We start from the raw sequence: 26,557 nt of genomic DNA, 5'->3' as shown, positions 1-26,557 counted from the left end.
ATGAGTCACACCTTCGGCATCCGGCAGGCGCAGAAGCAGCGGACCCGGCAGGCGCTCATGGACGCCGCGCTCGCCCTGCTGGAGGAGCAGAGCCTCAGCAGCCTGGGCCTCCGGGAGGTGACCCGGGCCGTGGGCGTCGCCCCGACCGCGTTCTACCGGCACTTCGGTTCGACCGCGGACCTCGGTGTCGCGCTGGTCGAGGAGGCCCTGGGGAGCCTGCACCCCGTCCTCGGGGATCTGATGTCGGCGGTCGGCGACAGTGACGAACTGATCCAGCGCGCCGTCGAGCTGATCGCCCGTCATGTGGACGCGTACCCCGCTCACGTCCGCTTTATCGCGCGCGAACGACACGGGGGTGTCCAGCCGGTGCGGGAGGCCATCCAGGGTCAACTGGCCCGCTTCGCCGAGGAGGTCGGCGACGAGCTGGGCAAGCGGGCGGAGACCGCCGGGTGGAGCGACGACGACCGGTTGATGCTCGCCGGTCTCTACGTGGACCAGATGCTCGTGACGGCCTCGTTGTTCCTGGAGGCACACGACGCCCCCGGCGCCGAGCGCGAACGCGTGACGCGCCTCGCGGCCCGTCGGATGCGGCTGATCAGCATCGGCTGCCGCCACTGGCTCGACTGAGCGAGGGCCCGCCGCGCCGACGCGATCACCAACACCCCCGCCCCACCTGGGCGTTCACTCCCCGGCCGGGCACGGCCGGTGGTACAGGGCCGTGACGGAGGCGGCCGCGGCGGCCAGTTCCGCCCGCGCCCGCGGGGGCGCGAGGACCTCCAGCCGGTCGGCGAACACGAGCAGTTGGCGCACCTCGCCCAGCAGGCCGTACGACAGTCGCGCGGTCACCCACTCGCTCTCGCCGTCGTCGTCGGGCGGCCCCGCCAGCCAGGCCGCCTGGAGCCGCAGGAACATGTCGAGGAAGGGGCGCCGGACACGGACGGTGACGTCGATGCCGCCCGGCCGTTCCTCCACCTGGCGCCGCAGCGCCTCCCAGGCGTCGGCGAGTTCGACGCCCGGTCTGCGGCGGACGGGGTCGTCGAGGACGGTCGCCGACCGCACCCGGTCCGCCCGGAAGAGCCTCGGCCCGCCGCGCAGGTCGGCGACGAGGTACCAGACACCCGCCTTGGCCACGAGGCCGTACGGGTCGACGGTGTAGGCACGCGGGTCGCGTTGTCCGCCGTGCCGGTAGCGCAGCCGTAGCCGGCGGTCGGTGAACACCGCGTCCTGGAGGGTCGCGAAGTCCACGGGGTCCACGGCCTCGCGCGGTCCGCCTCTCCAGCGGGCGGCGTCGACGAGGACGCGCCGGCCGGTGGTCTCGGCGGCCGGCCGGTGCGGTGCGGGCAGCGCCGCCATCACCTTGCGCAGCGCGGAGCCCAGCGCCGCGTCCAGCCCGAGCGCGGAGTGGGCGCCCCGGGCGGCCAGGACGAACAGGGCCCGCGACTCGTCGGCGGTGAGCCCCGTGACATCCGTGCGGAAGCCGGGCAGCAGCTCGATCCCGCCGTGCCGCCCGCGCTCGGCGTAGACGGGCACCCCGGCCGCCGACAGCGCCTCGACGTCCCGGTGGACGGTCCGCACCGACACCTCCAGCCGCTCGGCCAGTTCGCGGGCGGGCACCCGGCCCCGCGTCCGGAGCAGCAGCAGGATCGAGAGCAGTCGGTCGGCCTTCACCGCACCAGGGTGCCCGACGGGCAGGAGCGGCCGACCGGACGGGTCGGCGCCCCTCTCAGCCCGCGAGCCTGGCGCGGGCGAGCTGCCGCGACTGCGCGACCAGGCGGTCGGCGCTGTCCCAGACCTCGGCGTCCTCCTCCAGGAAGCCGCCGGCGAGGTTGCGGGTGGTGATGGACACGCGCAGCGGTCCGGGCGCCGGGCGGCACCGGACGTGCACGGTCAGTTCAACCGTCGGGACCCAGCCGGAGATGCCCAGCTCGAAGGCGGTCGGCGGCAGCGCGTCCACCGCGAGGAGCAGCGAGAGGGGGTCGGCGTCACGGCCGTCGGCAAGGCCGAACCAGGCGCGCATCTCGCCGTTCCCCGACGGTGCGCCGAGGGCCCAGCCGAGGGTCGCCGGGTCCAGCTTGAGGAACAGCCGGTCGGCGATGGCGGAACTGCCGGGGACCGGGGCGGGCGCGTCCTGGGGGCCGAAGCACTGCTCGATCGGCGGGATCGCGGGCGGCTTCGCCGTCGTACGGACGTCGTCCGGGAGGGAGCCGAGGTCGCCGTAGGAGGCGAGGACGCGGATCCGCTCGATCTCGCGGCCCTCGTCGTCGTACTGGAAGAGGGACGCCTGGCCGGTCGACAGGGTCCGGCCGGTGCGGACGACGTCCGTTCGGATGACAGCGGGGCCGGGCTGCGAGGCGGTCAGGTAGTGCGCGGAGACCGTGAACGGGTCGGCGTGCGGGAGCGTGTCCGCGAGGGCGCGGCCCAGCACGGCCAGGAGGTAGCCGCCGTTGACGGCGCTGATGATCGTCCAGCCGGCGGAGAGGTCCACGTCGTAGACGCCGGGTTCCCGCCGGGTGACCGCGGTGTCACGGTCGAACTCGCTGTCGCCGACGGTGGCCTGTACGGAAGCTGCTTCGGGCATGGGTGAACCGTACAACAGGTGATTACTAAGCGGTAGCTTTTTTTGCTTCTGGGGCGGGACGGCAGCCCGCGCTCAGCCCTCCTCCGTCGCCGCCGAGCGCCGGTTCCATGCCCGGGGCGCCCGCCAGTGGTACCGCATCGCCAGCAGCCGCAGCGCGAAGGCGGAGGCCGCCGCGAAGGCGGAGGTGAAGGGGTTGAGCGCGTCATTGCGGATGCAGAGGACGACCAGGCAGGCGCCGACCATCGCGGGCACCGCGTACAGGTCGCGGTCCCAGCGCAGCAGCGAGGGCACCTCGTTGGCGAGGACGTCCCGCAGCACACCGCCGCCGACCGCCGTGGCGAGACCGAGGGCCGCCGAGGCGGTGAGTCCGAGACCGTACTCGTACGCCTTCGTCGTGCCGGTGACGCAGAACAGGCCGAGGCCGGCCGCGTCGAAGACGTTCACGCCGTTCTGGATGCGCTCGACCTCCGGATGGAGGAAGAAGACCAGGAGGGCGGCGAACAGCGGGGTGATGAAGTAGCCCAGGTCGGTGAAGGCGGCCGGCGGCACGGCCCCGATGACCAGGTCCCGGAAGAGCCCGCCGCCGAGCGCGGTGACCTCGGCGAGGACGGCGATGCCGAAGACGTCGAAGTTCTTGCGCACGGCCAGCAGCGCGCCGGAGATCGCGAAGACGAAGATGCCGATCAGATCGAGCGCGTGCTGGACGGACGGGGTGAACAGTTGCTGGAGCACCCTCATATTGTGACGCAACAGCGAGCCCCCGCCTTACATTGCAAGGCGGGGGCTCGCTCTCGTCTTACTTGTTTAATTCTTACTTGTCGCCGGTCTCCTTGGCGACCTCGGTCTCGGCGGGCCCTTCGGCAGGAGCCCCGGCCTTCTCCGCGGCCTCCGCGCCCGCCACGGCCTCCACCTCCGCCGCGACCGCCGCCGAGGTCTTCGCCGACTGGGCCAGCACCTCGTCCGGCACCAGCTCGCCCGCCTCCTTGGCGACGGTCAGCAGGACGACGTCCTGGGGCTGCTGGTCGTCGAAGTTCTCCGGGTGGTGGCAGGCGACCCGCTGGCCCGGCTTCAGCTCGGCGAGCGGCGGCTCGGTGGTCCGGCAGACCTCCGTGGCCTTCCAGCACCGGGTGTGGAAGCGGCAGCCGCTCGGCGGCGAGATCGGCGAGGGCACATCGCCCTTGAGCAGGATGCGCTCGCTCTTGGCGCCGCGCCGCCTGGGGTCCGGGATCGGCACCGCCGACAGCAGGGCCTTGGTGTACGGGTGCATCGGCGACTGGTACAGCGCGTCCCGGTCGGCGAGCTCGACGATCTTGCCGAGGTACATCACCGCGATGCGGTCCGAGACATGGCGGACGACGGAGAGGTCGTGCGCGATGATCACGTACGTGAGACCCAGCTCGTCCTGGAGGTCGTCCATGAGGTTGACGACCTGCGCCTGGATGGACACGTCGAGCGCGGAGACCGGCTCATCGGCCACGACCATACGGGGCTTGAGGGCGAGGGCGCGGGCGATGCCGATGCGCTGGCGCTGACCGCCGGAGAACTCGTGCGGGTAGCGGTTGTAGTGCTCGGGGCTGAGGCCCACCAGCTCCAGAAGGCGCTGGACCTCCTTCTTCACACCGCCCTCGGGCTCGACGCCCTGGAGCTTGAACGGCGCCGAGACGATCGTGCCGATGGTGTGCCGGGGGTTCAGCGAGCCGTACGGGTCCTGGAAGATCATCTGTACGTCACGGCGCAGCGGACGCATGCCCGACGTGTTGAGGTGCGTGATGTCCTGGCCGTCAAACTCGATGCGCCCGCCGGAGGGTTCCAGGAGCCGGGTGATGAGCCGGCCCATGGTCGACTTGCCGCAGCCGGACTCGCCGACGACACCGAGGGTCTCGCCCCGGCGCACCTCGAAGTCGATGCCGTCGACGGCCTTGACCGCCCCGACCTGCCGCTGGAGCAGGCCCTTCTTCAGGGGGAAGTGCTTGACCAGGCCCTCGACCTTGAGCAGCGGCTTCTCTTCGGCGCGCGGGGCCGGCACGGCGGCCCGGGTCTCAGTCTCGCTCACAGCTTCGGCGCAATCTCTTCGTTCCAGATCCGCGTGCGGTCCTCCTGCGACAGGTGGCAGGCGGTGAAGTGCCTGCCGCCGACCTCACGCAGTTCGGGGCGCTCGGTGCGGGTGACGTTGTCCTTGGGGACGTCCGCGTAGGGGCAGCGCGGGTTGAAGGCGCAGCCCGAGGGGACATTGATGAGGCTGGGCGGCTGGCCCTTGACCGGGATGAGCCGGTCGGTCTGCTCACGGTCGATGCGCGGCATCGAGCCGAGCAGGCCCCAGGTGTAGGGGTGCTGCGGCTGGTAGAAGATGTCGTCGACCGGTCCGCGCTCCACGCAGCGGCCGCCGTACATCACGAGGATGTCGTCGGCGATCTCGGCGACCACGCCGAGGTCGTGCGTGATGATGATGACCGCGGAGCCGAACTCCTTCTGCAGGTCGCGGATGAGGTCCAGGATCTGCGCCTGGACGGTCACGTCCAGGGCGGTGGTGGGCTCGTCGGCGATCAGCAGTTCGGGGTTGTTGACCAGGGCCATGGCGATCATGGCGCGCTGGCGCATACCGCCGGAGAACTCGTGCGGGTAGTTGTTGACCCGCTTGTTCGGCTCCGGGATGCCGACGCGGTCGAGGAGTTCGACGGCGCGCCTGCGGGCGGTCTTCTTGTCGACGTCGTGGTGGACGCGGTACGCCTCCACGATCTGGTTGCCGACCGTGTAGTACGGGTGCATCGCGGACAGCGGGTCCTGGAAGATCATCGCCATCTCGCGGCCGCGCAGCCGGCGGACCTCGTCGGGTGAGGCGGAGACCAGTTCCTTGCCGTCGAGCCAGATCTCGCCGGACATCCGCACGTTCTTGCCGCGCGCGCCGAGCCGGTGCAGACCCATGATGGCCAGCGAGGTCACCGACTTGCCGGAGCCGGACTCGCCCACGATGCCGAGGGTCTTGCCCTTCTCCAGCTGGAAGGAGAGGCCGTCGACGGACTTGACCAGTCCGTCGTCGGTCGGGAAGTGCACCTTGAGGTCGCGCACCTTGAGGAACGCGTCGGGGGCGTCCCCGCTGCGTACGGGCTCGCCGACGGCGGCCCCGGTCTTGGACAGTTCGGTCACGAGAGCCTCACCCGCGGGTCGATCGTGGCGTACAGCAGGTCCACCACAAGGTTCATGAAGACGACGAAGAACGCCGCGAGCAGGGTCACCCCGAGGATCGGGGGCAGGTCGTTGGCGGTGATCGACTGGACCGCGTACTCGCCGATGCCGTGCAGGGAGAACACGGTCTCGGTGATGACGGCACCGCCGAGCAGCAGGCCGATGTCCATGCCGAAGACCGTCACCAGCGGGGTCAGCGCGGCCCGCAGACCGTGCCGGACGACCACCTTGCGCTCCCGCAGGCCCTTGGCCCGCGCGGTGCGGATGAAGTCCTCGTTCATCGTCTCCAGCATGCCCGAGCGGGTGAGCCGGGCGTAGATGGCGGAGTAGAGGAGGGCCAGCGAACACCAGGGGAGAAAGAGGGTGTTGGCCCACTGCGAGGGGTTCTCCGTGAAGGGGACGTACGTCCTGCCGAAGATCTCCAGCTTGTAGCTGAACAGCAGCAGCGCCAGCTGACCGGTGAAGAACATGGGCAGGGACACGCCCGCGAGCGCCACGCCCATGGCGGAGCGGTCGAAGAACGAACCCGGCTTGAGCGCGGAGACCACACCGGCGGCGATGCCGCCCACCAGCCACAGCACGGCGGCGCCGACGGCCAGCGACAGGGTGACCGGAAGCCGCTCGGTCAGCTGCGGCCAGACCTCCAGGTGGTCCTTGAAGGAGTAGCCGAAGCAGGGGGCGTTGCACTGGACCGTGGTCGGACCGAGGTCATAGGTGGCGCCGGAGACGATCCCCTTGATGAACTCCCAGTACTGGACGTACACCGGCTGGTCCAGGCCGAGGTTCGCCTTGACGGCGGCGATGTCCGCGGGCGTGGGGTTCTTGCCGATGTACTGCTGCGCCAGCTGGTCGGCGGTCTGCCCTGCGAGCTTCGGCAGGATGAAGAAGATGCCGAAGGTGACCGCGGTGACGACCAGCAGCAGGATCACCGCTGCGATCGTCCGGCGGATGATGTACGAGATCACGAGGACCGGCGCCGGCGCCCGCGGGTGACGAACCCGCGGGCGCCAATGCCTTCACCTGCCTTCCGGGGCTACTGCTTGGTGGTACCGATGTTGAGGTAGTCGTACTGACCGCTGAAGGCGGACGACGACACCACGTTGGTGGCGTACGGCGAGCGGTACAGCAGGACCTTGAAGTAGGTCAGCGGCACGATGGCGGCCTGCTCCATGACCTTCTTGTCGACCTGGGTGTACGCGGCGGTGCGGGCGGCCTCGTCGGTGTTGCCGATCGCGTCGTCGAGCAGCTTGTTGATCTCCGGGTCGTTCAGCTCCGACAGGTTGGTGTTGCCGGACTGGCCGATGGCCTTGCCGTGGACGATCTGCTGCAGGAAGCCGTAGCCGGTCGGCCAGTCGGAGCCCCACTGCATCATGATCAGGCCGATGTTCTGCTTCTTGTTGAACTTCGGCACGCCCGCGTAGTCGGAGAAGTACTTGCCCGACGGGAACTGCTTGATCTCGGCGTCGATGCCGACCTTCTTCAGCGCGCCGACGATCGCGGTGGCCGCGTCGACCTCACCCTGGCGGTCGGTACGGGCGGAGATGGCGGTCTTGAAGCCCTTCTCCTGGCCACAGGCCTTCAGGTGCTCCTTGGCCTTGCCCTCGTCGCCCTTGTTGTCCTTGGTGGCGTAGAGGTCGTACTTCTCGTAGCCCGGGATGTCGGTCGGCAGGACCGTGGAGGCGATGTCACCGCGGATCGGGCCGCCCATGGCGGTCTGCACGGCGACCTTGTTGATCGCGTACTGCACGGCCTTGCGGCACTCGACGTTGTCGAACGGCTTCTGCTGCGTGTTGATCGCCGTGTAGATGAGGCGGCCACCGAGCGCGTTGTCCGTGTTGGCGAGCTTGTCCTTGTCGTTGACGAGCTGCGCCTGGGTCTGGGTGTCGACACCCGTGCCCTGGATGTCGATCATCGTGTCGCCGGCCATCACATCCTTGTCGATGGTGGCCTTGTTGACCTTCAGGTTCACGACGATCTTGTCCGGGTACTGCTTGCGCAGCGGGTCCGTCTTCGCGTCCCACTCGGGGTTGCGGGTCAGGACGATCTGCTTGCCCTCGTCGTACTTCTCGAACTTGTACGAGCCGGTCGACACGACCTTCTTGGTGTAGTCGACGCCGGTGTCCTTGGCGCGCGGCACCGGGGCGGTCTGGGGCTGGCTCGCCAGGAAGTCGAAGTCGGCGAAGGGCTTGTTGAGCTTGAAGACGATGGTGTTGTCGTCCGGCGTCTGGATGGACGCGATGCCCTTCTCGCTCTTGTCCTTGTACGGGCCCTTGTACTTGTCCCCGCCGTCCAGCAGCTGCTGGAAGTAGTTGGGGCCGGAGGAGAGCACGTCACGCGCGAAGTTGGAGCGCTCGACCGCGTACTTGACGTCCTTCGAGGTGACGACCGTGCCGTCCTCGAACTTCACGCCCTGACGGATCTTGTACGTCCAGGTCTTGCCGCCGTCGCTGGGCACGCCCGCGGCCTCGGCGAGGTCCGGGACGAGCTCGTTGCCCTTCTCGCCGGGGCCGGGCTTGAAGGTCATCAGCGGACGCGCGTAGAGGCGGCTGAAGTTGAACCCGTACGCGTAGTACATGTTGCCCGGGTCGAGGGACTCGGGAGCGTCGGAGCTCGCGTAGGTGACCGTGCCGCCCTTCTTGGTGGACGCGTTCACGACCTCCTTGGTCGCGGCGTTGGCGCCCGCGCCCTTGTTGGCGTCGTCCGAGCTGTCGTCGGCCTTGCTGCAGGCCGACAGGAGCAAGCCGGCACTGCTGACGGCCGCGATCGCGGCCATTGCTGACCTTCGCATGATGGTCTGTTTCCCCTTCGTAGTTGGACAGTTGAGCAGGACGCGACGGGTGCCTGCGACCGCAGACGTCAGCGGCTGCGGGGGTCGAGGGCGTCCCTGAGGCCGTCACCGAGGAGGTTGAAGGCCAGCACCGTGATGAAGATCGCGAGGCCGGGAACGATCATGAACTGCGGGTCGACTTCGAAGAAGTCCTTCGCCTCGTTGAGCATGCCGCCCCAAGATGCCTGCGGCGGCCGGATCCCCACTCCGAGGAAGCTCAACGACGCCTCGAAGATGATGTTGGTCGGGATCAGCAGTGTCGAGTAGACGATGATCGGCGCGACGAGGTTGGGCAGCAGCTCCTTGAAGAGGATGTACGGGCCGGCGGCCCCCATCCCCCGCGAGGCGTCGATGAACTCCCGCTCGCGCAGCGCCATGGTCTGACCGCGCACGATGCGGCCCAGGTACGGCCAGTTGAAGAAGCCGATGACGAAGATGAGCACCGAGATGTGCAGGGGGAGTCCTTCGAGACCGAAGGCACCGCCCTGCAGCGTGGCGGAGATGGCGATGGCGAACAGCAGCAGGGGGAACGCCAGGAAGGTGTCCATCAGCCGGCTGATGATCGAGTCGACCCGGCCGCCGTAGTAGCCGGCGAGGAGGCCGAGCACGGTGCCGATGGCGTTCGACAGGAGGGTCGCGCCGAAGGCGACGACCAGGGAGACCCAGGAACCCTCCAGGATGCGCGCGAGGATGTCGCGGCCGAACTTCGGCTCGACGCCGAGCGGGTGGTCCCAGCTCATCCCGCCGAAGTCGCCCTTCGGCAGGGAGGTGTTGGGGTCGATCAGGTCCTGGTTGAAGGCGTCGGGGTCGAGTCCGAGCAGCGACTGCAGCGGCCGGGAGAGGGCCGCGATCAGGATCAGCAGGACCACCACGACGCCGCCGGCCACCGCCACCTTGTCGCGCTTGAAGCGGGTCCAGGCGATCTGGCCGAGCGAACGGCCCTCGATCCTCTTGGCCTCGACACCTTCCAGCACGGCCTCGGGCTGTGCCTCGGCCTGCGATCCGGTCGTCTCAATGGGTGCGGTCATCGTCCCTCGTGCTTGCCCGTGCCGGTGGTTGCCGACTGTGCTTGGCGGCCGCCCGGGTCTGCGGTGCGGTCCGTTGCCACTACTGCCGTCGTTCTGTCGCGTTGCTTCTTGCTCATGACCCGGTGTCAACGTCGCTGTCTCGCCGGGCGGTTCGGAGGGAGAGGCGCATACGGCACTGAACACCACCGTATGGACAGCACGTTCGGCCGACCCCCCACCGCTCTGGGGGAGTCTTCAACGGTGGCGCGATCAGGCACCAGACCCGGCGGCGAATGTATGCGTAACCGTGATGTGGCCAGCAGGGTTCCGGAATCCGAACAGCGCATACGCGTGAGCGGCACCGGACGCACCGTGACAAGTGACCCAGGTCACATCATGGGTTCATCATGTCCAGATCACCCGCAATCACCCCGTTCGGGGCTGCGGCAATTCGGGCGAAGAACACATGCCGCCGGTCAATCCGTCGGCCATTCCCGGGGTATTCGAGGTTCGTTTGAGGGCGGCTTTCCCCGACTCTCGCGACGACCACGCTCCGAGGTGATCAGGCTCGGCGCGTCGTGCTACGCCTCCCGCGGACCGGTCGTCAAGGCCAAGACCACGTACGAGGTGGCCAAGTCCGTCGCCAAGGGCCGCACCATGACCAACCGCATGACGGTCGACCCGGGCAAGCGCAATGCCGCACGCGGCAGGCGTCCTGCACGCCGAAGCCGTAATTCCGGCGGATTTCCGGAGAAGCGCAAAAGAAAGAATGAGCGGCGTTCACCGGCACGGGGGCAGGTGAACGCATGACGGAGCCCCCGGCTCCGGGGGCTCCCGCCGTTCCGGGTCAGTAGCCGCCGGGGTAGCCGTAGCCGCCGGCGGCGGGGGCCTGGGCCGGGGCGCCGTGGGCCTCGCGGTCGTAGAAGGGCCGGGCCGCGACACGCAGCCACATCGCGACCGGGTCGTACTCGTCGGACATGGCGACCGTGGAGACGGGCAGTCCGTCCGGGACGGCGCCGACGGACTGCTGCATCATCGCGCGCACCGAGTCGACGGCGGGCGGCGAGGTGTCGTACACATCGAGGCCGATCGCCAGATAGGGCGCGCCGAGCGAGGGCTGCACCCAGGCGCGGCGCAGCGAGCGCACGGCCGGGGTGCGGTGGGCGTTCTGGGTGAGCAGGGCGTAGAACTGGGGGATCTCGATGGCCGGTTCGGACAGCCGCAGCGGGCCCGCGGGCTGCCGCTCCAGGCCCGTGGCGATCCGCCGCAGGTCCAGCCAGGGGATGCCGACGCCGCCGCCCGGCGCGTGCGGGTTGAGCCAGAGTCCGTAGTGGTCGGGGTAGAGCGTGCGGGCCACGTCGAGGCCGTCGACGACCTCGTAACTGCGGTTCCAGCCGCTGGCGGAGAGCTCCTGGGCGGAGGTGACACAGGGCGCGTAGTTGAACCCGTCCACCTCCATGTTCCCGTACTGGGCGTCCGGCGAGCCGGCCTGGCCGTGCCACAGGAGCATCCAGACCTGGCCGGTGGCGGGGGTCGCGAGGGCACGCAGCAACGCCTCGTAGGCGTCGTAACGCCCCGGCGTCACCTGGCGCAGCATGTGCTCGACCTGCCCGGTCGCCGTGCCGCTCGCGCTCACGTCAGCCGCCCTTCGGTTTGGACCATGGTGGTGTGGGACCCCGGTTGTGGAAATCCAGCTTAGGTCGTGTGCGGGTCGAGCCGGTGTGGGCTCGGGGCTTGCCGTACGTCACGGGCCCCGCTGTCGTCGTGGCTGGTCGCGCCCCGCGGCGGGGGCACCGCCGCCACGGGCCCGCGGCCCTCGGTACTCGGGGTCAGTAGCCCTGTTGGTAGAAGGGGCGGACCTTCTCGCGGAGCCAGTGGCCCACCGGGTCCTGGGCCACGTCCAGGAAGACCATGTTGACCGGCCAGGCCACCGGCTGTTTGCCGAGGGCACGGCCGAGGGCGTCCAGGAGGAGGGTACGGTCGGCCTCCCAGGAGACCAGGTCGACGCCGATGAACATCACGGGGTCGGCGGTCTCGATGGCGGCGAGGCAGCGGCGGGCGGTCAGGACACCGCCGGTGGCGGCGAACTCGGCGGAGGCCGCGGCGAGGAAGTCCACCGGGTCGTCCTGCCAGTCCGGTTCGAACAGGCGGACCCGGGCGCCGCTCGCCGACCCGTCCAGCGGGGTCCGGGCGGCCCGGCACAGCTCGGCCACGGCGGGCGGCGGCAGCGGGATGCCCACGAGCCCGTCCGGGTTGAGGGCGAGGCCGGCCTGCGGGGGCAGTCCGCGGGCGAACTCGACGGCCGGGGCGATCGTGTACGACATGTGGTTGCCGACGACTTGGCGGAACTGCTCCTCGGAGCTGAACACCGGCACGTACACCTGGCCGTCCAGCTCCATCGTCGGCAGATCCAGCTCACGGCTGTGCGGTCCCCCGCCCTCGGGCAGCGGCACCCATACGAAGCTGCGGGCCAGCACCTCCACGATCCGCGGGCCGGCCCCCGGCACCCCGAGGGAGGCGGAGAGCACCTCCTCCAGCTCATTGCCGGGCCACCCTCCGTGTCCATGGGGGTGTGCCTGTGCCGGGAAGTCCGCCGGGAAGTCCATCTGCCGCCTACCGCTTTACTCCGTGATGCTGTTGTCCCTGCACCTTAATGCCACCCGCCGACAAAGGGGACGGCCCGACCGCCGGCCGCCGGCCCCCTGGCGGGAGGGGGTCCGCTGTCAGCCGTCGAAGCCGATCCGCTTCAGCGCGTCCGCCGCGTCCCTGTCGATCAGCACCGCCGACCCGCAGCCCTCCGGCAGGCGCCCCTCCTCCACGGCCCGCAGCAGCCGGGTCATCGCGCCCCTGTGCCGGGCGAAGGCGTACCGGGACACCCCGCGTCCCCGCTCCCGCTGCCCGTCGCGCGCCTCGCCGGGGGTGACGTCGAGCAGCAGCAGATGGAGGGTGCCGCCTCTGCGGACGGCCTCCCGGGCGAGCCAGCGCCGCACCCAGGTCTGGGTCCCGCAGTCGTGCACGACGACGCCCTCACCGGAGCGCAGCGCGCGCCGGAGGCCGGCGTAGTGCGCGAGGCGCACGAACGGCCGGTACACGGCGTACGGCAGGACGCGCGCCAGGCGCGCGTCGAAGCGGTCACGCGTGTCCTGGGAGTCGATCCGCGGCCCCGGCACCGCGCGCCGCATCAGGGTCGACTTGCCGCTGCCGGGGAGCCCGGTGACGACCACGAGGTCGTTCGCCCCGAACGAGAGCACGCGCGGGCTCCGCCCGGAACGCTCCCTGAGGTCGCGGACGACCGCCCTCGGGAAGGGGCCGCAGGCCGCGGCGGCCGGGCCGGCGGGCTGCTCGGGCAGGGCGAGGCCCGAGGTCGTCGCGTACGCCGTGGTCCTGTTCACCGTGATCGTCCTCCCCAGGGGTCGGGAGACCCATCCCCACAGACTGTAAAGAGAAGGTAATGCCCGATGGCTCCTGATTCAGTCCTCGTATTGCCACAAGAGTGCTACGGACCGTTGCCCCTGTCCCGTGCGCGGTCTCCCTGTCCCGGAGCCTCCCCCTGCCGTGCCGCGCCGATGCGTGCAATGATGTGCGCGCCAACTGCATACCGGCCGCTTGAATCCGCGCGGGAGAGCTCCCAGCAGTCTCGCTGGGGCGCCGAAGGAGCAAGTCCCTCCCTTGAATCTCTCAGGCCCAGATACCGCGCGGGCGAGGCACATCTGAAAAGCGAGCCGCTGCGCCAGTGGCTCCACCCAAGGTGCAAACCGCGACCACCGGTGCGTCATCAGAACGTACGGTCGAGGTGAACCTCTCAGGTTCCGATGACAGATGGGGAGGACCGTCCTCGCCCGTCATGCCCTGGGAGCAGATCCGATGAGCAGTAGCCCCACCGCCGGACCGCGCCGTACCGCGCTCGATGCCCTGCATCGCTCGCTCGGCGCGACGATGACCGACTTCGCGGGCTGGGACATGCCCCTGCGCTACGGCTCCGAGCGCGACGAGCACAACGCCGTACGGACCCGGGCCGGGCTCTTCGACCTCTCCCACATGGGCGAGATCACCGTCACCGGCCCGCAGGCCGCCGCGCTCCTCGACTACGCCCTCGTGGGCAACATCGGCGGCGTGAAGACGGGCCGCGCCCGCTACACCATGATCTGCCGCGAGGACGGCGGCATCCTCGACGACCTGATCGTCTACCGCCTCGCGGACACCGAGTACATGGTCGTCGCGAACGCCTCCAACGCCCAGGTGGTGCTGGACGCGCTGGTGGAGCGCGCGGCCGGGTTCGACGCCGAGGTGCGCGACGACCGGGACGCGTACGCGCTGATCGCCGTGCAGGGCCCCGAGTCCCCCGGCATCCTGAAGGCGCTCACCGACGCCGACCTGGACGGCCTGAAGTACTACGCGGGCCTGCCCGGCACCGTGGCCGGCGTCCCGGCGCTGATCGCCCGCACCGGGTACACCGGCGAGGACGGTTTCGAGCTGTTCGTGAAGCCGGAGCACGCCGTCGAGCTGTGGCAGGCGCTGACCGAGGCGGGCGAGGGCGTCGGCCTGGTGCCGTGCGGGCTGTCCTGCCGGGACACCCTGCGCCTGGAGGCGGGCATGCCGCTGTACGGGCACGAGCTGACCACCGAGCTGACCCCCTTCGACGCCGGGCTCGGCCGGGTGGTGAAGTTCGAGAAGGAGGGCGACTTCGTGGGGCGCGCGGCGCTGCGCGAGGCCGCCGAGAACGCCAACCACGAGCCGCCGGTCCTGGTCGGCCTGATCGCCGAGGGCCGTCGGGTCCCCCGCGCCGGGTACCCCGTCGTCGCCGAGGGCAAGGTGATCGGCGAGGTCACCTCCGGCGCCCCCTCCCCCACCCTGGGCAAGCCGATCGCGATGGCGTACGTCGACGCCATGTACGCCGCCCCGGGCACCACCGGGGTCGCTGTGGACATCCGGGGCAGCCACGAGCCGTACGAGGTCGTGGCGCTGCCGTTCTACAAGCGGTCCAAGTGACACCGTCGTAGTCGGCTCACCGTCGTTCAGAAGCGGCATGGCGTCGTCGTGCGGAACGGCACGGCAGCGCGCCCGAGCGTGACAAAGGGCACATCCGCCCTGTTCAACAGCGGTTTCAGCAGTCCCTCATTCATCACCACTCCCTCGCGTACAGGAGAATTCAGGCCATGAGCAACCCCCAGCAGCTGCGCTACAGCAAGGAGCACGAGTGGCTGTCGGCCGCCGAGGACGGCGTCTCGACGGTGGGCATCACGGAGCACGCGGCCAACGCGCTCGGCGATGTCGTCTACACCCAGCTTCCCGAGGTGGGCTCCACGGTGACCGCGGGCGAGTCCTGCGGCGAGCTGGAGTCGACGAAGTCGGTCAGCGACCTGTACTCCCCGGTGTCGGGTGAGATCACCGAGGTCAACGAGGACGTGGTCAACGACCCGTCGCTGGTGAACACCGCCCCGTTCGAGGGCGGCTGGCTGTTCAAGGTACGGGTCGCGGAGGAGCCGGGCGACCTGCTCTCCGCCGACGAGTACACCGCCTTCATCACCGGCTGAGAGGTCGTAGCCCCATGTCGCTTCTTAACACGTCTCTGCACGAGCTGGACCCGGAGGTCGCGGCCGCCGTCGACGCCGAGCTGCACCGCCAGCAGTCCACCCTGGAGATGATCGCCTCGGAGAACTTCGCTCCGCTCGCCGTCATCGAGGCCCAGGGCTCCGTCCTCACCAACAAGTACGCCGAGGGCTACCCCGGCCGCCGCTACTACGGCGGCTGCGAACACGTCGACGTCACCGAACAGATCGCCATCGACCGCGTCAAGGCCCTCTTCGGCGCCGAGTACGCCAACGTCCAGCCCCACTCCGGCGCCTCCGCCAACCAGGCCGCCCTCTTCGCCCTCGCCCAGCCCGGCGACACCATCCTCGGCCTGGACCTCGCCCACGGCGGCCACCTCACCCACGGCATGCGCCTGAACTTCTCCGGCAAGCAGTTCAACGTGGTTCCCTACCACGTCGACACCACCACCGGCCTGGTCGACATGGACGGGGTCGAGCGCCTCGCCAAGGAACACCGCCCCAAGGTCATCATCGCCGGCTGGTCCGCCTACCCCCGCCAGCTCGACTTCGCCGCCTTCCGCCGGATCGCCGACGAGGTCGAGGCGTACCTGTGGGTGGACATGGCCCACTTCGCCGGTCTCGTCGCAGCCGGCCTGCACCCCAACCCCGTCGAGCACGCCGACGTGGTCACCTCCACCACCCACAAGACCCTCGGCGGCCCCCGCGGCGGCATCATCCTCGCCAAGCAGACGTTCGCGAAGAAGCTGAACTCCTCCGTCTTCCCCGGCTTCCAGGGCGGACCCCTGGAGCACGTCATCGCCGCCAAGGCCGTCTCCTTCAAGGTCGCCGCCGGCGAGGAGTTCAAGGACCGCCAGCGCCGCACCGTCGAGGGCGCGAAGATCCTCGCCGAACGCCTCACCGCGCCCGACGCCCGCGACGCCGGGATCAACGTCCTGTCCGGCGGCACCGACGTCCACCTGATCCTGGTCGACCTGCGCGACTCCGACCTCGACGGACAGCAGGCCGAGGACCGCCTCCACGAGGTCGGCATCACCGTCAACCGCAACGCGGTCCCCGACGACCCCCGCCCCCCGATGGTCACCTCCGGCCTGCGCATCGGCACCCCCGCCCTCGCCACCCGCGGCTTCACCGCCGCCGACTTCACCGAGGTCGCCGACATCATCGCCGAGACCCTCAAGCCGTCCTACGACACCGAGGCCCTCAAGGCACGGGTCAAGGCCCTCACCGCCAAGCACCCGCTCTACCCCACCCTGGGGAAGTGACCCCCGGCGGCGGCCGGAACCGTCCGGACTCCGGCCGCCGCTCAGGGACGTGACCCGGGCTCACCGGCACGCACACCGCCCCGTTCTTCGGGGGCCCCGCGCGCACTGTGCAGTGGGCGCGGGGCCCCGCCCCCTCGCACAACCCCCGTTCTGAGGAGTCACCGTGGCCATCTCGGTCTTCGACCTGTTCTCGATCGGCATCGGCCCGTCCAGCTCCCACACGGTCGGCCCGATGCGGGCCGCCCGGATGTTCGCGCGCCGGCTGCGCAAGGAGCGGCTGCTGTCCGCGACGGCCTCCATACGGGTCGAGCTGTACGGCTCGCTCGGCGCGACCGGGCACGGCCACGGCACCCCCAAGGCCGTCCTGCTGGGTCTGGAGGGCGCCTCGCCGCGCACGGTGGACGTGGAGTCGGCCGACGACCGCGTGGAGTCCATCAAGGAGTCGGGCCGGATCCGGCTGCTCGACGACCACGAGATCCCGTTCGACTTCGACCAGGACCTGGTCCTGCACCGCCGCAAGACGCTGCCGTACCACGCCAACGGCATGACGGTCCGGGCGTACGACGCGTCCGGCGCGGAGCTGCTCTCGAAGACGTACTACTCGGTCGGCGGCGGCTTCGTCGTGGACGAGGAGGCGGTGGGCGCGGACCGCATCAAGCTGGACGACACGGCCCTCAAGTACCCCTTCCGGACGGGCGACGAGCTGCTGCGCCTGACGAAGGAGACGGGTCTGTCGATCTCCGCGCTGATGCTGGAGAACGAGCGTGCCTGGCGCACGGAGGAGGAGATCCGCGAGGGGCTGCTGGAGATCTGGCGGGTGATGCAGACGTGCGTCGCGCGCGGCATGTCCCGCGAGGGCATCCTCCCCGGCGGTCTGCGGGTGCGCAGGCGTGCCGCCGTCTCCGCCCGTCAGCTGCGGGCCGAGGGCGACCCGTTGGCGCGCTCGATGGAGTGGATCACGCTCTACGCGATGGCCGTGAACGAGGAGAACGCGGCCGGCGGACGGGTGGTGACGGCGCCCACGAACGGGGCGGCGGGCATCATCCCGGCGGTTCTGCACTACTACATCAACTTCGTCCCCGGTGCCGACGAGGACGGCGTCGTCCGCTTCCTGCTGGCCGCCGGGGCCATCGGCATGCTCTTCAAGGAGAACGCCTCCATCTCCGGCGCCGAGGTGGGCTGTCAGGGCGAGGTCGGCTCGGCCTGCTCGATGGCGGCGGGCGCGCTCGCGGAGGTCCTCGGGGGCAGCCCCGAACAGGTCGAGAACGCGGCCGAGATCGGCATGGAGCACAACCTCGGCCTGACCTGTGACCCGGTCGGCGGCCTCGTCCAGATCCCCTGCATCGAACGCAACGGCATGGCCGCGGTGAAGGCCGTGACCGCCGCCCGCATGGCGATGCGCGGCGACGGCACCCACAAGGTGTCCCTCGACAAGGTCATCAAGACGATGAAGGACACGGGTGCCGACATGAGCGTCAAGTACAAGGAGACGGCGCGGGGCGGGCTGGCGGTCAACATCATCGAGTGCTGACGCCTACCGGTCACCTCCACCGGGTGGGGTGAGGGCTGCGTTCAGTTCTGCCCTGCGGCGGATGCCGAGTTTGCGGTAGGTGCTGGTCAGGTGGGTCTCGACGGTGCGTCGGGCCAGGTGGAGGAGCTCCGCTATCTCCGTGTTCGTGCGGCTCTGCGCGGCGAGTTCGGCGATGCGGCGTTCTCCGGCGGTCAGCGCGTCGGGGCCGGTCAGTGCCGTCGTCGTGCGGCGGGCGCCGCCCTCGCGCAGGGCCTCCTCCGCCGCCGCCCGGGCGCGGACCGCGCCCAGCCGTTCGGCGCGGGCGGCCGCCTCCCGGAGGGCGTCGCGGGCCCGTGTCCGTTCCCCGGCCTCCGTGAGCAGCCGTCCCTGCGCGGTCAACGCCGCGATCAGTTCCGTCTCGGCCGCGCCGGGCGTTCCTCTGGCCGCGCCCGGCATGCCTGTGTCGTCGCCCGTCGTTCCGGCGTGGGATTCCGTCTGCGACGCGGGCGGCGGCTCCTCCGTGCGCGGGGGCGTGTGCGCGTCCTGGTGGAGGATGCGGACCGCGCGGTCGGCCAGGTGGATGCCCCGGCGGCCGCCCGTGGCGGTGGCGAGGGTGCGCAGGGCTCGGCCGAGGACGCGGGGGGTGTTCCAGACGCGGGCCAGGCAGAGGTCCTCCTCGGCGAGGGCGAGGGCCTCGCGGGGGCGGCCGAGGGCCAGTTGGCACTCGGCGGCGGCGGTCCGCCACGGGGTGACGACGGGGCTGACCACATCCCGTGCCGCCTGGCGGCGGCCGCACTCCAGGAAGTCGTCGAGCGCGGCGGCCGGGTCGCCGAGGGCCGAGTGCAGGACGCCCCGGGCGTAGAGGAAGCGGTTCAACTCCCAGCTGTCGGGGGCGTTTTGCAGGTCGAAGCCGTCCGCGAGGCGGGCCGCCTCCTCGGTGCGGCCGGTCTCGACGAGGGCGACGACGGCGTGGGCGAGGGCGTTGGCCGACGTCGGCGGGGTGCCGTCGGGGCGGCGCACCTCCGGGTCGGCGAGGACCTCCGCGTAGGCGCCGCGCGCGGCGGCCAGGTCGATCCGTACGTTCAGCAGGGCCGTGTGCATGGGGTGGAGCAGGGACGCGCGCTGGCCGGCGAGGCCGCGCCGGACGAGGCGTTCGGCCTCGTCGAGCTGGTCGGCCCACTGGGCGACGGCCGCCGCCGTGCCCGGCAGGAACGCCTCCTCCAGCGGGTCGGCGGGCTGCGCGAGCAGGGCGCGGACGCGGTCCATGGCCGACTCCGCCGAGGTGAGGCCCGCCGTCGACTCGTAGCGCACCAGGAGGGCCTGCCCGGCCGTGCCGACGAGGTCGGGTGACCGTTCGGCGGTCTCGCGCAGCCAGCGGTACACCTCCTGCCGTACGCCCTGGTCGTGGTCGGACAGCAGCGCGGACGCGGTCTGCGCGGTGCGGGCCAGGTCGGGGTGGCCCGTCAGGTGTTCGTCACGCAGTCCGCGCAGGACGTCGATCGCGGCGCGGGCCTCGCCGCGGCGGGCGAGCGCCGTGCCGAGGGCGACCGCCGCGCGCACCCGGTCGCGGGGCGGGCCGGGCAGCCGCATCGCCTCCGCGAGGCGCGGTATCCCGGCCGTGGAGCGTACGGTCGCGTACTCCAGGGAGCCCAGTTCGGTGAGGACGGCGGCGCGGCGTGCGGGCGGTATCGGCTCGTCGAGGGCGCGGCGCAGATAGGCGAGGGCGTCGTCGCTGCGGTCGTCGCGGGCGGCCAGATCGGCGGCGTCGAGCAGGGCGGCCGTGGCCCAGGTGTCGCCGACGGGACCGGCCCGCAGCAGTTGCCCGGCGACGGCCTCGGCGTGGTCGCCGCGGCGCAGCATCGCCTCGGCCGCCCGCTGGTGGGCGCGTTGCCGTGCGGCGCTGGTCCAGCCGCCGAGGACCGCGTCCCGCAGCAGCGGATGGGCGTAGCGGGGCCGGCCCTCGGGGTCCGGGCGGAGCAGGCCGAGACGGGTCATGGCGGTGAGCCAGCCCGGTACGCGGCCGGGGTCGGCGCCCGCCGTCCGGGCGAGCAGGTCGGCGTCGGCCGTGCCGGGGCCGTCCTCGTCCAGCGCGGCGAGCGCGCGGGCGACCTCGGTGGTGGCGGGCCCGGCGCTGTCCAGCCACCAGGACACGGCGGCGGCGTACGAGCCGGGGTACAGGGCGGCGCAGGTGTCCGGGAGGGTGTCCTGGTCGGTGGACTGGAGGTCGTCGAGGAGGGCGCTCAGCAGCAGGGGGTTGCCGGCGCCCGCCCGTACGCAGTCGGCGACCCACTCCGGTGCGGTGTCGCCGGCCCGCGCCGAACGGACCAGCTCCGCGGCGGAGTCGGGGCTCAGCGGGGCGAGGGTGCGGGTGTGGACGAGGGCGGAGGAGAGGGCGTGCGTCAGGCCGTCGGCCGGTGGGTCGATGTCGTACTGGCTGCGTTCGGTCACCACGAGCAGCACGGGTAAGTGGTCGATCCAGCGGACGGCCTCGACGAGCCAGCGCCGGGACGCGGTGTCGGCGAGGTGCGCGTCGTCGACGGCGATCAGCAGCGGGGTCTCGTCGGCGTAGGAGCGGAGCAGCCGCCACAGCCGGGCGGACCTGCCCCGGTGCGGCGGGGTGCCGGGCGGGTCCGGCGCCTCGCCCGCGACGGCGCCGAACTCGGGTGCGTGGGCGAGGAGTTGGTAGACGGTGTCGAGTGGGATGGAAGTGTGCTCCGGCGAGCAGCGGGCCCGCAGGACCCGCATGCCCTGTGCCGCCGCCTGTTCCGCCGCGGCCTCCAGGAGCGCGGTGCGGCCGGTGCCGGTGGCCCCCCTGAGCACGATCAGACGGCCGGAGCCCGCGCGGGCGCGGGCGGCCTCGGCAGCCAGCAGCTCCAGGGTGTCACGGCGTTCGAGGAGCCGTTCCGGTGCGCACATCACTGCCTCCTGTCGTGGATGTGTCGTCTTCCGTTCGGTAGACGGGCCGACGCCCGCCGCGGTGCACCGATTCCGGTCGGACTCGGTGCGCCCGTTCCGGCCGACCGGGTCGTACGGCACCGGGCGGGTCGGGTACGGGGGCCGGCGGGGTCACGGACGGGGGACGGCGGTGAAGGGGGCCGCCGTGGAGGTGTCGTGGCCGATCTCGTGGTCGATCTCGTGGTGCTCCACGATTGCGCACGGAGGTCGGCGCACAGAAGTGTGGTTCGAGCCCATCGGTCACCTGGTCCCCAGCGGTGCATCCGGCACCGTCGGCCGGCCCGGTCCGCGGCCCGCACGGTGATCCGGCAGGCGAACCGGCGGGTAGCCCGGCCGGTGATCAGGTCGGTCTTACGGTCGGCGGTCCGCTCGGTCGTCCGGCCGGTGGTCCGGTCGGCGGAGCCTCCCCCCACGCGCACACAGGAGAATCGGTTGCCCAGCTCATTACCGACGGCGGAGACGGAGACGGCCACGACCATGGCGCGGCGCCGGATCCCGGTCGTGGTCCACACCCCGGATCCGCTCTCCCGGGCGGGGGTGCTCAGCCAGTTGGGCGGGCACCCGGTGATCGACCTGGTCGAGGGCGGTGAGCCGAGGCCGGGCACGGTGGCCGTCCTGATCGGTGAGACACCGGACGAGACCCTGCTGGCGACGCTCCGCAGACTGGTGCGCAGCGACGGCGCGCGGGCGGTGCTGGTGGTGAGCGCGATCCGTGAGACGGAACTGCTCGACGTCATCGAGTGCGGCGTCGGGGCCGTGGTGTGGCGCCACGAGGCGACCGCGCACCGGCTGTCGCAGGCGGTGCTCGCGGCCTCGCGCGGTGACGGCGATCTGCCCGCCGATCTGCTGGGGCGACTGATCAACCAGGTCGGCTCGTTGCAGCGTTCCGTGACCGGCCGGCCGGGTGCGCCCGTGTCGGGCCTCGTGCCGCGGGAGATCGACGTACTGCGGCTCGTCGCCGAGGGACTGGACACCGGTGAGATCGCGAGCAAGCTCTCCTACTCCGAACGCACCGTCAAGAACGTGATGCATGGTCTGACCACCCGACTGCACCTGCGCAACCGGGCGCATGCCGTGGCGTATGCCCTCCGGGAAGGCTACCTCTGATCGAACAGGCAGTCGCATCGGGCCCGCCGGGCAGCGCGCTCTGCCCCCGGGTCGTCCCCGGCGTGCCTGCGGGGACGGGCCCCGCTCGGGGCACGATCGGCGGACGGACGGACGACAGGGCGCACGGCACGGGAGCACGACGGTGATCCACGAGGTGGACGAGGTCCTCAAGGGGCTGATCGGGAGCGGCGCCCTGGTCGGTTCCGGTATCGAGGTGTCCTTCGAGGCACCGACACGCGACTGGGCGGCCCGGCGCAACGCGCCCACCATCAACACGTATCTGTACGACATCCGCGAGGACGTCTCCCGGCGGCAGCGGGGCCACATGCCCGTCCGCGACGAGCGTGACATCGTGGTGCGGCGCCGTCAGCCGCCCCGCTGGTTCCGGCTGTCGTACCTGGTCACAGCCTGGACGAAGCAGCCGCAGGACGAACACCGGCTGCTCTCCGCGGTGCTGGCGACGCTGCTGCCGCGCGAGTTGCTGCCGCCGGACGAACTGCCGGGCGCGCTGGGCGCGCTGGGGCTGTCGGTGCCGCTCACGGTGGCCGGGCTCCACACGGAGTCCCGTTCCCTCGCGGAGATCTGGTCCGCGCTGGGCGGTGAGCTGAAGCCGTCCCTCGACCTCGTGGTCACGGCGCCCTTCCCGGCCTTCCCCGAGTACGACGCCGGTCCCCCGGTCACGGAGGGCGCGGCCGTCCGCGTCCGCACCATGGACGGCACGACGTCCGACTCGCCCGAGCGGCGGCACCGGCCGCGGCACCTGGCGCCCGCCCCCGCGACGGGCAGCGGCCCCGTGGTCCCGGTGGAGCGGGCCGAGTGAGCACGCACGCCCCCGTGGAACCCGACGGAGCGACGCGCCCCGCCGCGCCCCGGCGGGGCGCCACCGACGATCCCCTCCTGGTGCGGCTGGGCCGGCTCCGTGAGCGGGTGTCACGGCTGGTGGACCGGCGGGCCGCCGTCGACCCGACCGCCTCCGACCCGCTGCGCGGGCTCTACCTCTCCGAGGAGGCCGTACGGCATCTGCTGACCTCCGTGCCACCGGGCGCCGAAGGGGCGGGGGCCGCGTACGACGGGCCCGAGGACCGGCTGGCGCGGCTGGCCGGGCGGCTCGGGCTCGACGAGCTGGACACGGGGATCCTGCTCATCGCGCTCGCCCCCGACGTGGACCGCTCCTTCGAGCAGCTGTACGGGTATCTGAACGACGACGTCAGCCGGCGGCGGGCGAGCGTGGGGCTCGCCCTCGATCTGTGCGGGGTGCCGGTGCACCGCGCCGCGGGGCGGGCCCGGTTCCACCCGTCGGCGCCGCTCGGCGCGCTCGGCCTGCTGACCGTCGAGGACCCCGAACGCCCGTTCCTCAGCCGGGCGTTGGCCGTGCCCGAGCGGCTCGTCGCGCATCTGCTCGGCGACGACACCCCGGACGCCGCGCTCGCCGCTCATGTCCGGCCGTTGCCACCGCCCGCGGAGTCGCTCGTGCCCGGAGGCGCGTTCACCGCCAAGCTGGCCGCCCGACTGGCCGCCGGTCCGCTCGCCGTCCATCTGCGGGAGCACCGCGAGGGGGACGGGCTGCTGTGCGCGGCGGCCGCCCTGCGCGCGGCGGGCCTGGAGGCCCTGCACCTCACCCCTCCGACCGAGCCCGCCCAGGACGGCGACCCATGGTCCGGCCTCCTCCCCCGGCTGCTGCGCGAGGCCCGGCTGAGCGGACGCGCGATCGTCGTGTCGCCCCTGCCCGAGCGTCCGGGCCCGCTGCTGCGCGCACTGGTCCCGGCCGGTGTGCGCGATGCGCGGCACCGTCACCCACCCGTGGTGTGCGTCGATCCCCGGCCGTACGACCCGCAGTGGGCCGACGTCGACCCGCTGGTCCTCGACGCGCCCCGCCCGTACGCGGCCGCCGCGGACGCCTGGGCGACCGCGCTCGGCGCGGGCGCGGAGGGGCCGGGGTTCGACCTGGCCACGGCCGTGGCCCCGTACCGGCTCGGCGGGGACCGGATCGAGCGGGCGGCCCGTGCGGCCCTGGACCTCGCCGCGTTCGACGGTACGGAGGTGACCGCCGCCCATCTGCGGCGCGCGGCCCGGCAGCAGTCGGCGTCCGGTCTGGAACGGCACGCCCGCCGGATCCGGCCCGACGTCGGCTGGGGCGACCTCGTCCTGCCGGACAAGCCCCTCGCCCAACTGCGGGAGTTCGCGCTGCGGGCCCGGCACCGCGACCGGGTGCTCGGGGACTGGCGGCTCAGCGCGGGCGGCGGCCGGGGCCACGGCGTGCTGGGGCTCTTCGCGGGCGAGTCCGGCACCGGCAAGACGCTGTCGGCGGAGGTCGTCGCCGCGGATCTCGGCCTGGACCTCTACGTCGTCCAACTGTCCTCGGTCGTCGACAAGTTCGTCGGCGAGACGGAGAAGAACCTCGAACGGATCTTCACGGAGGCCGACCGCACCGACGCCGTGCTGCTCTTCGACGAGGCGGACGCCGTGTTCGGCAAGCGCTCCGAGGTCAAGGACTCCCACGACAAGTACGCCAACATGGAGAGCGCCTATCTGTTGCAGCGGCTGGAGGCGTTCGACGGCATCGCGCTGCTCACCACCAACCTGCGGGCCAACATCGACGAGGCGTTCACCCGGCGGCTGGACATGGTGGTGGACTTCCCGTTCCCGGACGCCGGTCAGCGGCTGGCCCTGTGGCGGCACAGCCTCGCGTCGGTGCCGTGCGCCGACGACACCGACCCGGGCGGGGTGGCCCGTGACTTCGAGCTGGCCGGCGGTTCCATCCGCAGCGCGGTGGTGACCGCCGCCTACGCGGCGGCGGGGCGCGGCGACCAGGTCACCTCCGCCGACCTGCGGGACGGCGCGGAGCGCGAGTACCGCAAGGCCGGGCGGCTGGTGCCGGGCGAGGGCGGCTGGTAGCCGCCGTTCGGCCGGGCCGGCGTACGGGTACGGGGCCCGGGGCTCGCCCCCGCCCCGCCCCCGCACAGCCAGGGCAGGCAGCGGAAGACGGGGTCGCCGGGGCGCAGCCCGGCCGGCGGTGTCTCACACGGTGAAGCGGACGGCCTCCACCCAGATGTCGTTGGCGAGGGTGCCGCCGAAGGTCCAGCGGTCTCCCTCGTTCGGCTTGTCGCAGGCCATGCCGGCCCAGCCCTTGTCGCGCTGGTGGACGGCCTGGCAGACCGCGCCGCCGCCGTCGTCCACGTTGAGGGTGAAGCCCAGCAGGGCGGGGGCGTCCTTCTTGCTGTCGCCGATGTAGTTGTCGCTGCCGTCGGGCGCGCCCGACCACGGTTCGACGTAGTGGCCCCGGCCGTCGGTGGACTGCGGGTTGTGGACGAAGGCGGCGCTCGCGGTGCCGCCCACACCGAACACCGCGATGTTCAGGGCCGTGAGCGGCCGGTTCTGGCCCACCGTGCCGGCCATGTCGCCGTCGCACTCCGGTGCCGTCCAGCCCTTGCCCGCCACGAAGGCCCGGTAGCAGATGTGCCTGCCGCCCGGATCGGTCGCGGCGAGCTTGCGGACCGCGGTGGCGGCGGTCGGCTTCGGGGCCTTCTTCTTCTCCTCGGACCCGCCGCCCGAGCCGCCGCCGCTGCCGCCGCCGGCGCCCTCGTTCTCCGGCTCGGCGGTCTGCGGGGGCGCGGCGGGAGCGCTGGAGGTGGGCGGCGGCGCGGGCGAGGGGGGTGCCTGCGGGCTGGGTGGCACGGTGCTGACGGCGGCCTTGTCGAGCTTCTCGGTGGCGGTGCTGCGGACCTGCGGCTTGTGGGTGATCCACAGCATGACGAAGGTGATCGCCAACGCGAGGAGGAGGCCGAGGAAGGTCGCCAGCCAGCCCGGCAGGAAGCCCCGCTGGACGTACGTGCCTTCGACGTCCAGCGGCACGGCCCCCGACCGCTTCACGGCGAAGGTGTAGGGCCGTTCCTCCTTCGACCCGAACCAGATGATCTGCCGCGGCTTCAGCGTCGCCTTCACGAACGCGGCCCGGCCGGGCTCGATCTGCACGTTGCTCGGATGGATGTCGTACGACAGCTGATCACCCGTGTCGCTGCCACTGACCGAGGCGGTGACCTTGGTGTTGCCCAGGTTGTCCACCGCCAGTTTCGGGCGGCCCCGCAGGCGGCCCTTCACCGTCGGCGGCACCAACTCGGCGCGGACTTCCGTGAACGGGGTGATGGTGAGGTTCCCCTCGGGAACCGTCGTCGCCTCCGGATGCTCCGTCGGCGTGATCCGCACCGCGTACGGGTTCGGCCCGGCCGTCGCGTCCGATGTCCGCGGCGGGGCGAAGGACAGCTCCACCGTCCCCGTCGTCCCCGGATACAGACGGAGCGTCTGCGGCTCCACCGTCACCCACGGCGCGATGTCGCCCACCGGTTCGAAACGGTACTCGTCCACCACATCGCCGGTGTTGCGCAACTTCAGCCGCACGGTCGTGCTGGCGCCCGGATCCACCGTGGCCGACGGGGGTTCCAGGGAGGTCCACAGGTTCAACGTTCAGCCCTTCGAGGAGCGGACGGTCGGCCACTCCTGGTCATCGGTGTGTCGTGGCACCCGGGTCCACAGTCGCGGACGGGCGTTCGAGGGAGTCCACAGGCTCACCACCTGGACG

General features: G+C 71.8%; 22 protein-coding genes and 2 riboswitches. Of the genes, 9 read left to right on the top strand and 13 right to left on the bottom strand.

The window, feature by feature from the left end:
* Positions 1 to 627 carry a TetR family transcriptional regulator gene (locus ACZ4Z2_RS31305; protein WP_468080602.1) on the top strand — a complete coding sequence of 209 codons (627 nt, stop codon included), beginning with the start codon at positions 1 to 3 and terminating at the stop codon, positions 625 to 627.
* A 54-nt stretch (positions 628 to 681) separates the two neighbouring features.
* Here the strand turns inward: ACZ4Z2_RS31305 and ACZ4Z2_RS31300 are convergent, their stop codons facing one another.
* The 8 genes from ACZ4Z2_RS31300 to ACZ4Z2_RS31265 all read right to left on the bottom strand — a co-directional run bounded on the left by ACZ4Z2_RS31300 (position 682) and on the right by ACZ4Z2_RS31265 (position 9,616).
* Positions 682 to 1,668 carry a helix-turn-helix transcriptional regulator gene (locus ACZ4Z2_RS31300; protein WP_468080600.1) on the bottom strand — a complete coding sequence of 329 codons (987 nt, stop codon included), beginning with the start codon at positions 1,666 to 1,668 and terminating at the stop codon, positions 682 to 684.
* Between the two features lie 55 nt (positions 1,669 to 1,723).
* Positions 1,724 to 2,578 (bottom strand): thioesterase family protein, encoded by an 855-nt coding sequence (locus ACZ4Z2_RS31295; protein ID WP_468080599.1) that lies wholly within the window; start codon positions 2,576 to 2,578, stop codon positions 1,724 to 1,726.
* A 72-nt stretch (positions 2,579 to 2,650) separates the two neighbouring features.
* Positions 2,651 to 3,310, bottom strand: coding sequence for a trimeric intracellular cation channel family protein (locus ACZ4Z2_RS31290; RefSeq protein WP_468080598.1), 660 nt, complete (start codon positions 3,308 to 3,310; stop codon positions 2,651 to 2,653).
* 79 nt (positions 3,311 to 3,389) lie between these two features.
* Positions 3,390 to 4,631, bottom strand: coding sequence for an ABC transporter ATP-binding protein (locus ACZ4Z2_RS31285; protein ID WP_468080596.1), 1,242 nt, complete (start codon positions 4,629 to 4,631; stop codon positions 3,390 to 3,392).
* Positions 4,628 to 5,722, bottom strand: a complete 1,095-nt coding sequence (locus ACZ4Z2_RS31280) for an ABC transporter ATP-binding protein (protein ID WP_468080595.1) — start codon at positions 5,720 to 5,722, stop codon at positions 4,628 to 4,630. Before ACZ4Z2_RS31280 ends, ACZ4Z2_RS31285 begins: the two co-directional genes overlap by 4 nt.
* Positions 5,719 to 6,726 (bottom strand): ABC transporter permease, encoded by a 1,008-nt coding sequence (locus tag ACZ4Z2_RS31275; protein ID WP_468080593.1) that lies wholly within the window; start codon positions 6,724 to 6,726, stop codon positions 5,719 to 5,721. Before ACZ4Z2_RS31275 ends, ACZ4Z2_RS31280 begins: the two co-directional genes overlap by 4 nt.
* A gap of 68 nt (positions 6,727 to 6,794) precedes the next feature.
* A complete protein-coding gene (locus ACZ4Z2_RS31270) occupies positions 6,795 to 8,549 on the bottom strand; it encodes an ABC transporter substrate-binding protein (RefSeq protein WP_468080592.1) in 1,755 nt (584 codons plus the stop codon).
* A gap of 68 nt (positions 8,550 to 8,617) precedes the next feature.
* The gene (locus ACZ4Z2_RS31265; RefSeq protein ID WP_468080591.1) at positions 8,618 to 9,616 is read right to left on the bottom strand and encodes an ABC transporter permease; all 999 of its coding nucleotides are present in this window, start codon (positions 9,614 to 9,616) and stop codon (positions 8,618 to 8,620) included.
* Between the two features lie 537 nt (positions 9,617 to 10,153).
* On the opposite strand from ACZ4Z2_RS31265, the gene ACZ4Z2_RS31260 reads away from it, so the two are divergent.
* Entirely contained in the window at positions 10,154 to 10,405 is a 252-nt protein-coding gene (locus ACZ4Z2_RS31260; RefSeq protein WP_468080589.1) for a hypothetical protein, read from the top strand.
* Positions 10,406 to 10,442: 37 nt separating this feature from the next.
* Here the strand turns inward: ACZ4Z2_RS31260 and ACZ4Z2_RS31255 are convergent, their stop codons facing one another.
* The 3 genes from ACZ4Z2_RS31255 to ACZ4Z2_RS31245 all read right to left on the bottom strand — a co-directional run bounded on the left by ACZ4Z2_RS31255 (position 10,443) and on the right by ACZ4Z2_RS31245 (position 12,993).
* Complete coding sequence (locus ACZ4Z2_RS31255; protein ID WP_468080588.1) at positions 10,443 to 11,231, bottom strand: enhanced serine sensitivity protein SseB C-terminal domain-containing protein; 789 nt, start codon at positions 11,229 to 11,231, stop codon at positions 10,443 to 10,445.
* 193 nt (positions 11,232 to 11,424) lie between these two features.
* Positions 11,425 to 12,201: an enhanced serine sensitivity protein SseB gene (locus ACZ4Z2_RS31250; RefSeq protein ID WP_468080587.1), complete on the bottom strand. Its 777-nt coding sequence runs from the start codon at positions 12,199 to 12,201 to the stop codon at positions 11,425 to 11,427.
* 117 nt (positions 12,202 to 12,318) lie between these two features.
* Complete coding sequence (locus ACZ4Z2_RS31245) at positions 12,319 to 12,993, bottom strand: AAA family ATPase (protein WP_468080619.1); 675 nt, start codon at positions 12,991 to 12,993, stop codon at positions 12,319 to 12,321.
* 209 nt (positions 12,994 to 13,202) lie between these two features.
* Positions 13,203 to 13,299, top strand: a riboswitch (glycine riboswitch).
* A riboswitch (glycine riboswitch) is annotated at positions 13,300 to 13,424 on the top strand. It begins immediately after the preceding riboswitch.
* A 35-nt stretch (positions 13,425 to 13,459) separates the two neighbouring features.
* On the opposite strand from ACZ4Z2_RS31245, the gene gcvT reads away from it, so the two are divergent.
* The 4 genes from gcvT to ACZ4Z2_RS31225 all read left to right on the top strand — a co-directional run bounded on the left by gcvT (position 13,460) and on the right by ACZ4Z2_RS31225 (position 17,940).
* Positions 13,460 to 14,584 carry a glycine cleavage system aminomethyltransferase GcvT gene (gene gcvT, locus ACZ4Z2_RS31240; RefSeq protein WP_468080585.1) on the top strand — a complete coding sequence of 375 codons (1,125 nt, stop codon included), beginning with the start codon at positions 13,460 to 13,462 and terminating at the stop codon, positions 14,582 to 14,584.
* Positions 14,585 to 14,751: 167 nt separating this feature from the next.
* Positions 14,752 to 15,129: a glycine cleavage system protein GcvH gene (gene gcvH / locus ACZ4Z2_RS31235; protein ID WP_468080583.1), complete on the top strand. Its 378-nt coding sequence runs from the start codon at positions 14,752 to 14,754 to the stop codon at positions 15,127 to 15,129.
* A 14-nt stretch (positions 15,130 to 15,143) separates the two neighbouring features.
* Positions 15,144 to 16,409, top strand: a complete 1,266-nt coding sequence (locus ACZ4Z2_RS31230; RefSeq protein ID WP_468080582.1) for a serine hydroxymethyltransferase — start codon at positions 15,144 to 15,146, stop codon at positions 16,407 to 16,409.
* 163 nt (positions 16,410 to 16,572) lie between these two features.
* A complete protein-coding gene (locus ACZ4Z2_RS31225) occupies positions 16,573 to 17,940 on the top strand; it encodes an L-serine ammonia-lyase (protein ID WP_468080581.1) in 1,368 nt (455 codons plus the stop codon).
* Positions 17,941 to 17,943: 3 nt separating this feature from the next.
* Here the strand turns inward: ACZ4Z2_RS31225 and ACZ4Z2_RS31220 are convergent, their stop codons facing one another.
* The gene (locus ACZ4Z2_RS31220; protein WP_468080580.1) at positions 17,944 to 20,835 is read right to left on the bottom strand and encodes an AAA family ATPase; all 2,892 of its coding nucleotides are present in this window, start codon (positions 20,833 to 20,835) and stop codon (positions 17,944 to 17,946) included.
* A 516-nt stretch (positions 20,836 to 21,351) separates the two neighbouring features.
* Here ACZ4Z2_RS31220 and ACZ4Z2_RS31215 point away from each other — a divergent pair.
* The 3 genes from ACZ4Z2_RS31215 to ACZ4Z2_RS31205 all read left to right on the top strand — a co-directional run bounded on the left by ACZ4Z2_RS31215 (position 21,352) and on the right by ACZ4Z2_RS31205 (position 24,876).
* Positions 21,352 to 21,981, top strand: coding sequence for a helix-turn-helix transcriptional regulator (locus ACZ4Z2_RS31215; protein ID WP_468080618.1), 630 nt, complete (start codon positions 21,352 to 21,354; stop codon positions 21,979 to 21,981).
* A gap of 142 nt (positions 21,982 to 22,123) precedes the next feature.
* Positions 22,124 to 22,801: a Pvc16 family protein gene (locus ACZ4Z2_RS31210; protein WP_468080579.1), complete on the top strand. Its 678-nt coding sequence runs from the start codon at positions 22,124 to 22,126 to the stop codon at positions 22,799 to 22,801.
* The gene (locus ACZ4Z2_RS31205) at positions 22,798 to 24,876 is read left to right on the top strand and encodes an ATP-binding protein (RefSeq protein WP_468080577.1); all 2,079 of its coding nucleotides are present in this window, start codon (positions 22,798 to 22,800) and stop codon (positions 24,874 to 24,876) included. Before ACZ4Z2_RS31210 ends, ACZ4Z2_RS31205 begins: the two co-directional genes overlap by 4 nt.
* 123 nt (positions 24,877 to 24,999) lie before the next feature.
* On the opposite strand, the gene ACZ4Z2_RS31200 is transcribed toward ACZ4Z2_RS31205, so the two are convergent.
* Positions 25,000 to 26,439, bottom strand: a complete 1,440-nt coding sequence (locus ACZ4Z2_RS31200; protein WP_468080576.1) for a hydrolase — start codon at positions 26,437 to 26,439, stop codon at positions 25,000 to 25,002.
* Positions 26,440 to 26,557: the final 118 nt, after the last annotated feature.

Source organism: Streptomyces sp. NPDC030183, from assembly GCF_055573455.1.
Note: the sequence above shows the minus strand (reverse complement) of the source record. Positions and strands in the feature narration are given on the sequence as shown.

Excerpts from the sequence above, each read along its gene's own strand:
- ACZ4Z2_RS31305 (WP_468080602.1), top strand. The coding sequence starts at position 1 with ATGAGTCACACCTTCGGCATCCGGCAGGCGCAGAAGCAGCGGACCCGG.
- ACZ4Z2_RS31295 (WP_468080599.1), bottom strand. The coding sequence starts at position 2,578 with ATGCCCGAAGCAGCTTCCGTACAGGCCACCGTCGGCGACAGCGAGTTC.
- ACZ4Z2_RS31270 (WP_468080592.1), bottom strand. The coding sequence starts at position 8,549 with ATGCGAAGGTCAGCAATGGCCGCGATCGCGGCCGTCAGCAGTGCCGGC.
- ACZ4Z2_RS31265 (WP_468080591.1), bottom strand. The coding sequence starts at position 9,616 with ATGACCGCACCCATTGAGACGACCGGATCGCAGGCCGAGGCACAGCCC.
- ACZ4Z2_RS31250 (WP_468080587.1), bottom strand. The coding sequence starts at position 12,201 with ATGGACTTCCCGGCGGACTTCCCGGCACAGGCACACCCCCATGGACAC.
- gcvT (WP_468080585.1), top strand. The coding sequence starts at position 13,460 with ATGAGCAGTAGCCCCACCGCCGGACCGCGCCGTACCGCGCTCGATGCC.
- gcvH (WP_468080583.1), top strand. The coding sequence starts at position 14,752 with ATGAGCAACCCCCAGCAGCTGCGCTACAGCAAGGAGCACGAGTGGCTG.
- ACZ4Z2_RS31230 (WP_468080582.1), top strand. The coding sequence starts at position 15,144 with ATGTCGCTTCTTAACACGTCTCTGCACGAGCTGGACCCGGAGGTCGCG.
- ACZ4Z2_RS31220 (WP_468080580.1), bottom strand. The coding sequence starts at position 20,835 with ATGTGCGCACCGGAACGGCTCCTCGAACGCCGTGACACCCTGGAGCTG.
- ACZ4Z2_RS31215 (WP_468080618.1), top strand. The coding sequence starts at position 21,352 with ATGGCGCGGCGCCGGATCCCGGTCGTGGTCCACACCCCGGATCCGCTC.